Origin of the sequence: Faecalimicrobium dakarense (assembly GCF_000499525.1) — a bacterium.
In the GTDB taxonomy this organism is placed as follows: domain Bacteria; phylum Bacillota; class Clostridia; order Peptostreptococcales; family Peptostreptococcaceae; genus Faecalimicrobium; species Faecalimicrobium dakarense.
Genome location: NZ_HG529241.1, coordinates 1 through 12,462 on the forward strand (window position 1 = coordinate 1; position 12,462 = coordinate 12,462).

Annotated in this window: 12 protein-coding genes; 11 read left to right on the top strand and 1 reads right to left on the bottom strand. The window is 27.3% G+C overall.

The genetic code is table 11. The annotated features are described in order from the left end of the window. Positions 1–137 precede the first annotated feature (137 nt). The 5 genes from BN899_RS02300 to BN899_RS02315 all read left to right on the top strand — a co-directional run bounded on the left by BN899_RS02300 (position 138) and on the right by BN899_RS02315 (position 3,893). Positions 138–1,022 (top strand): hypothetical protein, encoded by an 885-nt coding sequence (locus tag BN899_RS02300; RefSeq protein ID WP_042272404.1) that lies wholly within the window; start codon positions 138–140, stop codon positions 1,020–1,022. A gap of 68 nt (positions 1,023–1,090) precedes the next feature. Further along, the gene (locus tag BN899_RS20050; RefSeq protein WP_278244943.1) at positions 1,091–1,213 is read left to right on the top strand and encodes a hypothetical protein; all 123 of its coding nucleotides are present in this window, start codon (positions 1,091–1,093) and stop codon (positions 1,211–1,213) included. A 126-nt stretch (positions 1,214–1,339) separates the two neighbouring features. After that, a complete protein-coding gene (locus tag BN899_RS02305; protein WP_242824049.1) occupies positions 1,340–1,978 on the top strand; it encodes a MerR family transcriptional regulator in 639 nt (212 codons plus the stop codon). A 255-nt stretch (positions 1,979–2,233) separates the two neighbouring features. Next, on the top strand, positions 2,234–3,349 hold the full coding sequence (locus tag BN899_RS02310; protein ID WP_042272407.1) for an MFS transporter: 1,116 nt from the start codon (positions 2,234–2,236) through the stop codon (positions 3,347–3,349). A 121-nt stretch (positions 3,350–3,470) separates the two neighbouring features. Next, positions 3,471–3,893 (top strand): GNAT family N-acetyltransferase, encoded by a 423-nt coding sequence (locus BN899_RS02315; protein ID WP_042272410.1) that lies wholly within the window; start codon positions 3,471–3,473, stop codon positions 3,891–3,893. 204 nt (positions 3,894–4,097) lie between these two features. On the opposite strand, the gene BN899_RS02320 is transcribed toward BN899_RS02315, so the two are convergent. Beyond that, positions 4,098–4,919: an AraC family transcriptional regulator gene (locus BN899_RS02320; protein WP_042272413.1), complete on the bottom strand. Its 822-nt coding sequence runs from the start codon at positions 4,917–4,919 to the stop codon at positions 4,098–4,100. Positions 4,920–5,265: 346 nt separating this feature from the next. On the opposite strand from BN899_RS02320, the gene BN899_RS02325 reads away from it, so the two are divergent. The 6 genes from BN899_RS02325 (at position 5,266) to BN899_RS02345 (ending at position 12,362) form a co-directional block, all read left to right on the top strand. Then, positions 5,266–6,759: an amino acid permease gene (locus BN899_RS02325; RefSeq protein ID WP_042272415.1), complete on the top strand. Its 1,494-nt coding sequence runs from the start codon at positions 5,266–5,268 to the stop codon at positions 6,757–6,759. A 192-nt stretch (positions 6,760–6,951) separates the two neighbouring features. Beyond that, positions 6,952–10,065, top strand: a complete 3,114-nt coding sequence (gene ebgA, locus BN899_RS02330) for a beta-galactosidase subunit alpha (RefSeq protein WP_042272417.1) — start codon at positions 6,952–6,954, stop codon at positions 10,063–10,065. Positions 10,066–10,304: 239 nt separating this feature from the next. Next, positions 10,305–10,901, top strand: coding sequence for a TlpA family protein disulfide reductase (locus BN899_RS02335; protein ID WP_042272422.1), 597 nt, complete (start codon positions 10,305–10,307; stop codon positions 10,899–10,901). A gap of 71 nt (positions 10,902–10,972) precedes the next feature. Further along, the gene (locus tag BN899_RS20740) at positions 10,973–11,047 is read left to right on the top strand and encodes a CD1871A family CXXC motif-containing protein (RefSeq protein WP_334291359.1); all 75 of its coding nucleotides are present in this window, start codon (positions 10,973–10,975) and stop codon (positions 11,045–11,047) included. Further along, positions 11,047–11,898 carry a 4Fe-4S binding protein gene (locus BN899_RS02340; RefSeq protein WP_242824050.1) on the top strand — a complete coding sequence of 284 codons (852 nt, stop codon included), beginning with the start codon at positions 11,047–11,049 and terminating at the stop codon, positions 11,896–11,898. Before BN899_RS20740 ends, BN899_RS02340 begins: the two co-directional genes overlap by 1 nt. A 50-nt stretch (positions 11,899–11,948) precedes the next feature. Further along, complete coding sequence (locus tag BN899_RS02345; protein ID WP_042272425.1) at positions 11,949–12,362, top strand: DUF3997 domain-containing protein; 414 nt, start codon at positions 11,949–11,951, stop codon at positions 12,360–12,362. The last annotated feature ends 100 nt before the right edge of the window (positions 12,363–12,462 follow it).

The window sequence follows — 12,462 nt, forward strand, 5'->3', positions numbered from 1 at the left end:
CAAGGATGATATAAATCATACTTGGCTTTTATTATATTTACTCATAAAGTATAAACTTAATGAAGATAATAACAATGTAATTTATTTTAAGAGGTTTGGCTATTTATAAAAGAAATATTAAAAATAGGAGGATAACAATGAAAGCTAAAAAACTTTTACTGTATGTTATAGGGATAGGATTATTAGGGGTAAATATGATTGGTTGTAGTAAAGGGCAAAATAATTTATCACAATTACAAAATACATACTTTGAAGTTGTAGATAAAGATATAAATAATAATAAAGTAAATTCAAAAGAATTGGCAAGTAACCTTAAAGAATTTAAGTTAGAAAAATCAATAGGTGCTTTAGTTTTAGTTGATTCTGAAGACGAAAAAGATAATACTCAAAAATCCTATGATACAAGTAATTACAGTTTTAAAAATGACAATGAAGTTTTTGAAGTATCTTATTTAGATAAAAATAATAAAGAAAAAAATTTAGACAAAATAAATTCTGTAAGTTATAGCTTAAATAAAGAGAACATGAATGATATCTATTTAAACGTTTATTATGAAAAGTCTGGTAATGAAACAGGAAATTTAAATATTGGAGTTTATCCAGAATCAGTGAAAGAGCAAAAGCAATTAGTTAATACAATCAATGGCAAAAAAGAAATAAGTGAGATATATGAAGTTTATTATAAAATTGCACAAAGCATAGAAGACGATAGTAAAATAAGTTTGTCTGATATAGAAAATCTTCTACAAAGTAAAAATCTTAAAAAATCAGAGGATTATAAGGACGAAAATCCAGATTTATCTCTATACTCATACTCAAAAGATGGTTTAAATATGAATATAGTTTATAATGAAAAAGAGAGTAAGTGTCAAGACATATCACTTGAAGATAATGAATCTTATGAAGTGTCTTTGTGCTATTATAAACATAGTGATTATGGTATCCAATTATGGAAGAAAAATAGTAGTTTAAAAGAACAAGGAAAAATAGTTAGTAAGATAGTAAAGCAAAATGGGATATAAAAATAAAAAATTATTAATAATATAAAATCTGTAAAATTGGATATACTCCAAATAAAGGAGTTGAGAGTATGGATTTTATAGAAAATAAATCAGTACAAAATAGAATAATTCAAATATTAGATATAATACATATGGATATAAGTTGGGAAGATAAAATAGAACTTCTAGAGATACAACTAAATATACATTAAATAAAAAGGGCTTTTAAGCTCTTTTTTTATTTGAAAATAATAAATGCAAAGTATGGACTATGGAGTAACTCCATGGTTTATAATAATTTATATAAAATAATAAAAAACTGAAAAGGATGAAAAGAAATGAAGCTTTCAATAGGGCAAGTAAGTAAGATTTTTGATATAAGTAAAGATACATTAAGGTATTATGATAAAATAGGAATTTTGACTCCTGAAGTGGATAAAAATAATGGATATAGATACTATTTATTAAAACATTTAGAAAAGCTAGGATTAATTCTTGGAATAAAGTATTTAGGAATATCTTTAGCTGACATTAAAAAGACTATAGAAAGTGAAGATGTAAAAGAGTACAAGAATTTAGTAATAAGAGAAGAAGAAATAATTAAAAGAAAAATAAAAGAACTAGAAGAATTGCAAGAAATTATACATAATAGCAAAGAAATATTAGATAAAATAATAAACTTTGATAATCAATATGATTTTAGCAAACTTAAAATAAATGATGAAAGCTTTAATCTTTATGGATTTGATACTAAAATTGTATTAAATTCAGATTTATATAAAAAAGATGAAGTAACAATTGAAAAAGAATTAGTTCATTTAAATGAAGAGCCTTATATTTACATTTACAATATATTAGAAAATGAAACTATAGAAGAAGATGAAACTATGGCTTTTATAAAAGAGAATGAAAATAATATAAGCTTAATACAAAAATATCTAAAAGAAGAAAAAGTAGGATTTACAAGAAAAATGTAAGTGGTAAGTTTGTTACTACTAATTTTTATGGAACGATAAATGAAATAAATGATTATATAATTTCCATTAATAAATATTTTAAATGTGAAAAAAATAATATAGCTTACGTTAGCTATGAGTTTTATTTACCTAAAAAAAATGACGATGAAACGTATTTTGTAAATATAAGTTTAAGAATTTAAAAATATATATTGACCTTGGAGTTACTCCATTGTTTAGAATAGTAAATAAGCAACGTGACTTAAGGAGGAGAAAATGAATTTAATTAAAAATAGAGTATTTATGACGATACTAATTACTGATATTATACAGCAAGCAGCTATATGGATAAGAAATATAGCTATAATGTTTTTCATTATGAACGCTACAAATAAAGATCCACTTGCTGTATCATCATTAAACTTTATAGAGTTTTTACCAATGTTTTTATTAACATTTATAGGAGGCATAATAGCTGATAAATATAGTCCTAAAAGATTAATGTTACTAGGAGATTCATTTAGTTTTATATCTTTTATAATGCTAGGTTTATTTATTAAAGATGGTTATATCGGGGCTATATTTGTAGCAACACTAGTTTCTGCCATCGTAACACAGTTTTCTTATCCAGCATCTCAAAAGTATTTTAAAGAATATGTAGATGAAGAAGATATTGAAGGTGCGATAGGAATATCTCAATTATTAGGTTCTTTATTTTTTGTTATAGGACCTTTTATAGGATCATATTTCTATTTTACATTTGGAATATATAAAACTATTCTTATAATAGCAGCCTTATTTTTAGTATCAATAGCTTTAATATTTACATTACCTAATAAAGAATTTTCAAAAATTGAAAGTGAAGGATTACTAGATGATGCTAGACTTACATTTAAATATTTAAAGGAAAAACCAATTTTAATGGTATTTACTAAGATGTTTTTTATACTATCATTTGCAATTGGAATAGCAAGTAATTTAGATATATTTTTAGTAACACAAAGGCTTGGACTTGATGAGAAGTTTTACCAATTTTTCTCTGGAATAGCAGGGATAGGAGTTATTGTAGGTGGAGGTATTTATCTAGCTATATCAAAGAAATTAAATAATATGAAAATACTATATATGCTTATGGGCGTATTTGCTTTTACAGTATTTTTTGAAGGCTACTCTACAGTTACATGGTTAACTATGTTGCTTCAATTTATAGATAATGTTATAGGTGGAGTATTAAGTGGATATGTTATGGCTCTTATAACCAAAATAACAGATCAAGAATATCTAGGTAAAGTAAATGGATTAACTTCTACAGTTATGTACCTTGGAATAATGGTAGGAACTTTATTATCAGGAGTAATTGTAAAAAATTTCATCTATAGTAGTTGCATTTAGTCTAGGAAGTGTATCATTTGCTCTATGTGCTTATCTTTTATACAATGCTAGTAAAAAAGGACTATTAAGTGATATAAAAGAGTAATTTAAAAATACAAGATAAACTAAAGGGGATATGGTTATGAATTTGAAATTTCAATATAATTTAGAAAACATAGATTGGCAGAGAGTAGCGGATATATTAAAATCAGTAAATATGGGATACTATGATGCAAGCATACATAAAAAGGCATTTGAAAATAGCTATAGTGTAGTATTTGTATTTGATGAAGATACTTTAATTGGATTTGGGCGTACTATTTCAGATGGAGCTTATCAAGGTGCTATTTATGATGTAGCAGTTTTAGATGAATATCAAGGTAATAGTATAGGCAAAAAGATTATAAATAAGCTTATAGATGATATTAAAAATTGTAATATTATACTTTATTCTGCTGTTGGTAGAGAAGGATTTTATGAAAAATTGAATTTTAGAAAAATGAAAACAGGCATGGCTATGTTTTCTAAGGCTGATATTATGAAGGAAAAAGGATTTACTGAATAAGATAGTATATAATTTCAAATAAATTGATTTAAAGTCGATAATGATAAAAAAGAGTTATATTCAAATGATTTGAAACATTTAAATATAACTCTTTTTATATACTAAGGGATTATAAATTATCTGGTTTGTGGATAAGTTATAATCCCAACATCTAAACTTGAGCAACGGACGCAGTCGTTGGCGACATGAGCGGAGCGAATTTTTCTATTTTATAAACATTTCCTTATATTTAATGGGAGTAGTATCCATATTCTTTTTAAAAGTCTTTGAAAAATAAGATGGAGAAGAGAATCCCACCAAATTACTAATCTCTGATATAGAATAACTACTTTTTCTAAGTAAATCACAAGCTTGTTTAATTTTATAATTAATTATGTAATCTTGAGGACTTATCATCATATCCTTTTTAAAAATTTTGAAAAAATGGCTTCTGTCAATATTCAAATAGTCTGCAATATCAGATACAGATATATTTTTAGTGTAATTTTCTTTTATAAATTCTATAGATTTAGATATATAAACCTTAGAGGGAACGCTAGAACCTCTATAAGATGTTGAATGTTCATTCATTAAAGTTGATAAAAATTGGTATAGATATCCTAAGGCCTCAAATAGGTTATTTGAAGTACAACTTTCATAAATATCTCTAAAATAATTATCTATCTTATCATCCTTTGTATAATTGAATATAAAATTTCCATCTCTAAATCCGCATAAAGATAAAAGATCTTGTGCATGTGTTCCATTAAATCCAATCCATCGATATACCCAAGGATTATCAGTTAAAGGGTAGTAGTTATTATCAGTAAAAGGTGGTATAAAAAATCCATCTCCTTTTTTTAGATGATGAACTTTACCATCCATAAAGAAAAGACCTTCCCCTTCTAGTATGTAATGAAGTAAATAATAGTCTATCTGTTCATATTGATAAGGATCTCTAGGAGCACAATGCTCAAATCCACATTCATAAATATAAAGTTCACTGCTAGGTTTTGAATCTGTTGAAAAAATACCGCACTTTTCCATAATAACTCCTCCTATAGTCTAATATTAAGTAATATATCTAATTTGTAGACTATTTTTATACTTTAATTGTAGAAAGATTATTAATGTTTGTCAATTTATAATATGCAACAATAGTACAAATCATTGCAACATTACTGTATTGATAAGATAATATTAAAAGTATATTATTAAATTATTAAGAAAACGTTTAACTTAAGGTGAATTATATAAAACCAAGTAATATTAGGGGAAATTTATAATTTGAAATGTATTTTGTTTAGTTGTAATTATTATTTTTTATAATTTATTTTATACATTTAAAATTTATTTATGTAACAAAAATACAATGATTAATAAGGAGATTATTATGAGTGAAAAAAGGGGAAGTCTTAGTTCAAGAGCTTTAATGCTTATGACATTTACAGCAGTGTTTTCATTTGGAAATATTATTGATAGTAGTGTAAATATTGGTTTAGCTACAGTACCGTCTTATTTATTTGGGACAATATTTTACTTTTTCCCATTTGCGTTAATGATAGGCGAGTTTGCATCTGCAAATTCAAATTCAGAATCAGGAATTAACAGTTGGATAAAAACTTCATTAGGTGCAAAGTGGGCGTTTTTAGGGTCTTGGTCATATTTCTTTGTTAATTTATTTTTCTTTACATCATTACTTCCAAAAACTTTAATATACGCATCGTATACTCTAGTTGGAAGAAATGTATTTGATGGAAAAACAGTTTTAATTTCGATATTATCAATAATACTTTTCTGGGGAGTAACAATAATCTCAACTAAAGGGGTAGCTTGGGTATCTAAAATTACAAGTTTATCAGGTGCAGCTAGAATGGTACTTGGAATAGGATTTATAGTTTTATCATTTGGAGTAATATTATTTTTAGGTAAGGAACCAGCACAAGAATTTAGCGCACAAACTATGTCGCCAAAGTTTGACTGGAAGTACTTTATGGTACTTGCATGGGTACTTCAAGCAGTAGGTGGCGCTGAAAGTATAGGTGTTTATATAAAAGATGTTAAGGGTGGAAACAAGGCATTTATAAAAACAATGTTATTTTCAACAGTACTTGTAGGAACACTTTACGCATTAGGGGCAGCAGCAGTAGGTTTAATAGTTCCAGCAGAGACATTACAAGGAAACTTCTCAAATGGTTTATTTGATTCATTCTTATTACTAGGTTCTCATTATGGAATAGGAAATATAATAACAAATATAGTTGGATTTATAATGTTACTTGCAAGTTTAGGTTCATTAGTACTTTGGACAGCAGCACCAGTTAAGGTATTATTCTCTGAGATACCAGAAGATATATTTGGGAAATGGGTATCTAAAACTGATAATCAAGGAAATCCAATTAATGCACTTTATCTTCAAGCAATGATAGTAACTGTACTTTTAATAATACCAGCACTTGGAATAGGTTCAGTCGATACTTTACTTGAAATATTAATAAATATGACTGCATCAACATCTTTAATTCCAGTACTGTTCTTCTTAGTAGGGTACATTGTTCTAAGAGCTAAAAAAGAAAATACTGTAAAAAGAGATTTTAAAGTAGGATCAAGAGGTTTTGGTATAGGAATAGGTGTATTATTACTTGCATTATTTAGTTTTGTATTTGTAATATCTTCAGTACCTTCACCAGCAGATATAATGGCTTATTTAAATGGAACTTTAGCAGAAGGAGCTGCAAATCCAATATTTATTTTAGTATATAACGTATTAGGATTAGTGATATTCTTAGGATTTGCTTTAATATGCTGGAAGAAGTACGAAAACAAAGTTGGTAAAGATGTAGCTAATGAGTTAGTAAATGCAACTATAAAAGATGTAAGACAGTAAAATTCGATTGCTTAAAATTTGTATAAATTCAAGGACCTAAATATAGTATTTAAATTAGGTCCTTATTTAAAAATAAAATTCGCTTCGCTCATATCGCTCAAGTGATTCGCCAACACGTTGCTCAAACGACCTTGAGAATCAGGTCCGTTGCTTAAAAATATAAAATAATATAAATAAGGGGAGATAAAAACTATGAAGCTATGGGAAAACATTAGTATTGATGGAGTTAATAGATTAGAGGAAAGAGCACATTTTCAAAGCTTTTCATCTAGAGACTTAGCACTTCTTGGGGAAAATAAATATACTCACAACTTTAAAAATTTAAATGGTAGCTGGAAGTTTTTATTCTTAGATGCTCCAGAGTACTCACCAGAAGGATTCTTTAAAGAAGATTTTAATACTGATTCTTGGGATAACATATTAGTTCCAGGTAACTGGCAATTACAAGGGTATGGTAAAATGCATTATTCAGATTTATGGTATAACTTCCCAATAAATCCTCCATACGTACCAACAGAAAATCCAACTGGAATATATAAGCGAAAGTTTAATATAGATAAATCTTGGTTAGGTGAAAAAATAATACTTAAGTTTAATGGTGTTGATTCATCATATAACGTATGGATAAATGGAGTAGAGGTAGGATACAGTAAAGGTGCTAGAATCCAAGCTGAATTTGATATAACTGATTGGGTAAAATTAGGAGAAAATGAATGTTGCGTTCGAGTATATCAATGGTCAGATGGTACATATTTAGAAGACCAAGATATGTGGTGGTTAAGTGGTATATTTAGAGATGTTGAACTATATACTGAACCAGCTTGTGGAGTAGAAGATATAAAAATAGTTACTGATTTAGATAGTGAATATAAAGATGCAACTTTAAATATAGATTTAAAATTTAGAAAAAATAGTAATCAAAATGTAAAATTTGAATTATTAGATATTAATAAAAACATAGTATTTGAAGACTTTGCGAATGTTTCAAATGGAAATATTGCTTATTCAAAAGAAGTAAAAAATCCTTTAAAATGGAATGCAGAAGAACCAAACTTATACACTTTATTAGTATCAGTTTATGAAGATGATAAGTTAATTCAAGTAATACCTCAAAAGGTTGGATTTAGAAAAATAGAATTAAAAGGTGAAGTATTTTTAGTAAATGGCGTTGCAATTAAATTTAAAGGTGTAAATAGACATGACTACAATCCTAAAAACGGAAGAGTTGTAGCAAAAGAAGAAATGATAAAAGATATATTATTAATGAAACAACACAATATAAATGCTATAAGAACTGCTCACTATCCAAATTCTCATTATATATATGATTTATGTGATGAATATGGAATGTATGTAATAGATGAAACAGACCTTGAGTGTCATGGATTTGAACTTACAGGAGATTACAAGTGGATAAGTGATGATCCAGCTTGGGAAAAATCTTATGTGAATAGAATGACTAGAATGATAGCAAGAGATAAAAATCATCCATGTATATTAATGTGGTCATTAGGAAATGAATCAGCATTTGGATGCAACTTTAAAGCAATGGCAAAAAAAGCTAAGGAAATGGATCCAACAAGACTTGTTCATTATGAAGGAGATTTTAATGTTGATGAATCTGAAGGACCAGTATCAGAAGTTTATAGTACAATGTACACTTGGTTAGAACATGATAACAAATTATTAATGGATAAGGTAATAAATGATATTAAAAAACCTCATATATTATGTGAATACTGTCATGCTATGGGTAATGGCCCAGGAAATCTTAGAGAATATCAAGATTTATTCTATGCTTATGATAAATTACAAGGTGGATTTATATGGGAATGGTTTGACCATGGTATAGAAAGCAAAGGTGAAAATGGAGAAATTTATTATAAATATGGTGGAGATTTTGGAGATGATCCAAGTAATATAAACTTCTGTATAGACGGACTTATAATGCCAGATAGAAGTGTATCTCCAGGATTATTAGAATATAAGAAAGTTATAGAACCAGCTGAAACTCATGTTGTTGACTTAGAAAAAGGATTAATAAAAGTAATAAATAGATATGACTTTAAAAACTTAGATTGTTTCGATTTAGTTTACACAATAAAAGAAGATGATAAAGTTATATGTGGTTCTAGGCTTCCTATGCCATCAATAGTTGGTAGAGGTGAAAAAGAAATTAATTTAGGATATAACTTAGACTTTGCAAAAACTAAAGGCTCAACTTACTACTTAAATATATCTTATGTATTAAGAGAGGCAACTACTTGGTGTGAATCAGGTCATGAACTTGCAACTGCTCAATTTGAATTACCAATAGTAACTGAAAAGATTAAAGTAACTCCAAAAGGAAAGCTAGAAATAATAAAAGAACACTGTAAATTAACTGCTAAAGGAGAAAACTTCAAAGTAGTATTTGACTTAGTAAGAGGTCATATACTTGAAATAAGTAAAGATGATTATTTATTAGTTGAAGAAGGTCCAAGACTTAATTTCTGGAGAGCTCCAATAGATAATGATATGTATGTAGTTGAAGATTATAAGAAAAAATACTTTATGCACTTAATGCATGAGGTAGTTACAAATGTTTCTTATGAAGAAAAAGAAAACATGTTACTATTTAAAGTTGAAACAATAAATGGAAGCACAAACTCTGCATGGCATTATAAATCAACTTACGAATATACAGTACTTGGTAGTGGAGATATATTAGTAAATGTAAGTGGAATTCCAAGTGGAAGGGTTGAAACTGCACCAGAAATGTTACCTAGAATAGGGTTAAAGCTTAAAGTTAATAAAAACTTAGATAATGTTAAATACAAAGGTAGAGGCCCGGGAGAATCTTACGCTGATACTAAAGAATGCAATTTATTTGGAATATATGAAAACAGTGTAGATGGACTATTTACAAATTATGTTAAGCCTCAAGAAAATGGAAATAGAAGTGATTGCTCATGGGTGAGATTAAGTGATGATAGAGGAATGTCTATAATGGCAGTAGCTGATGATAAATTAGACTTTAGTGCATCATATTATGAAGATACTGATTTAGAATATGCTAAACATACAATAGATTTAGAGAAAAGAGATTATATAGTATTTAACATTGATTACAAACAAAATGGGGTAGGAACAAACTCTTGTGGTCAATGGCAATTAGATAAATATAGATGTAAATTTGAAGAATTTAACTTAGGATTTAAGTTTAGTATATACAACAATAAAGAAGTTTCTGATTTATCAGTAGCTAGGGAAGAATTAGTATTAGATTATATAACTGATAAAGATAAAAATTTAGTAATGGCATAAATTAAAAGCCTAGTATTACAGAGGTAAAATCTGTAATATTAGGCTTTTTTTATATTCAAAAAATAAACTTAAACTGCTGTATTTTCAATATTGTTTATGAATTTTGAGGTTTGTTAATCAATATTAATTTATTGTTTTTCGATAAATAAATATTGACTTTCGAATTTAAATATTATATCTTAGATACAGAGGCAAGACCTATTAAAATATAAAATATATAAATTGAAAGAGGAGAGAAAATGAACAAATTAATAAAAGCATTAATAATAATGGCAATAGTATTTGCAGGGCTAGTTACAGTTCTTCTATTCATTGGGCCATCTGATGTAATTGTACCTACAGACGAAGAAATAAAAGAGCAACAACAAAAGGAAATAGAGCAATTTAAAAATATTGATCTTAAAGGATTTAAGACAAAAGATATAAATGGAGAAGAAGTTACATCTGATATATTCAGTAAATACAAATTAACAATGATAAATATATGGTCTACATGGTGTAGTTCTTGTATAGCAGAAATGCCAGAAATAGCTAAATTATATAAAGAGTTACCAAAGGATACTAATATAATTTCAATATGTACTGATGCAGGAGATGGTAGTGAATACCTAGATCTTGCAAAAGATGTTATGAAAAAATCAAAGGCAGATTTTAAAACATTAATTCCAGATGAATTTTTAAAGAAAAATCTTACAGATGATATACAAGTCTTTCCTACGACAATATTTGTTGATAGTGAAGGAAAAGTTGTTGGTACGCCTCACTTTGATGAACAGACAGGTGAAGCTTATAGAAAGTCTATAATTGATCGTTTAAAATTAGTGGAGGCAAAATAATAATGAAAAATATGCAGCAATTTAGTAAATATATTTTGCTACTACTTTCAATATCTTTTATTTGCATTGGTATGTTAAGATCAGAGCATCTTATGGTTTTAAAAAAGGCTGTGAAAATTTGTCTTGAATGTATTGGAGTGGGATAATGAAAAGAACGTATATTCAAATTATGGCAACTGCACTTTCAAACGGATATATAGCGGGATTCTTTAAAGGAAAAATTTATACAGGAAACACAAAATACCTTTGTGCACCAGGCTTAAACTGTTATTCTTGCCCAGGTGCAATAGGGTCTTGTCCAATAGGGTCATTGCAAGCAGTACTAGGTGGTAGAAATTATAATTTCTCTTACTATATAGTTGGAATAATGATGTTATTTGGTGTTCTTCTAGGTAGATTTGTATGTGGATTTTTATGTCCTTTTGGTTTTATTCAAGACTTACTTTATAAAATCAAAACACCAAAGTTAAAAGTACCAAAGAGCATTGATAAACCTTTAAGATATATTAAATACCTTGTACTTCTTATACCAGTTATACTTTTACCTATATTCTTAACTAATGAATTTGGGACAGCTCAACCACATTTTTGTCAGTGGATTTGCCCAGCTGGAACTTTAGAAGGTGGAATTCCACTTTTAATAAAGAATGAAGGATTAAGAAATATGGTTGGATTTTTATTTAACTGGAAGCTTAGCTTACTTATTTTAACTATAGTTTCTTCAATATTTATTTATAGACCATTTTGTAAGTATGTCTGTCCATTAGGTGCTTTTTATTCACTATTTAATAAGTTAAGTTTTTATAAAATGAATTTAGATAAGCTTAAATGTAATGGATGTAAGGCTTGTGAAAGGGCATGTAAAATGAATATAGAAGTAACTAAAGATTGTAATTCAGCTGAATGTATTCGTTGTGGAGATTGTAAAAATGCTTGTAGCAAAGGTGCTATCTCATCAGGATTTGAAATTAAAGTCTATGATAAAGCAAAAGCTTAAAATTTGGTATTTAAATAAAAAATATAAGCTTAAAAATGGGGGAAAGTAGAGTGAAAAAAGCCACAAGTATTATAACTATTGCTTTAGTAATGATAACAATGGTAGGATGTGCAGGTGCTAAAGATTACGAAATTAATTTAATAAATGGATACCATGTTGTTAGAACATCAGCAAATAATATAAAAATACTTAAAAAAGATAAGGAAGATACTACAGGTAATGCCCCAACAATACCTGTATACAACGAAAACAAAGACAATCTAGAATCAGTAGTAAGTGTAGGACAAGATGATAGATTTATTTTGGCTAAAACTAATAAAGAATTATACTATATATTAGATACACATATAGAAATTTTATATAAATCTTTAATAAAGGCTAAATTTGAAGAAGTTAAAGAAGGGTTAGGAATTTCAAAAGATATTGAACTTAAAAATTTAGATTCATATGAAAAAATTAGATAATGAAATATAATTAATAATAAAAAGGTATTATCATAATATTATGATAATATCTTTTTTTATAAAATAATAATAGGAGTGTAGATGCTCCTACTTTTTATTC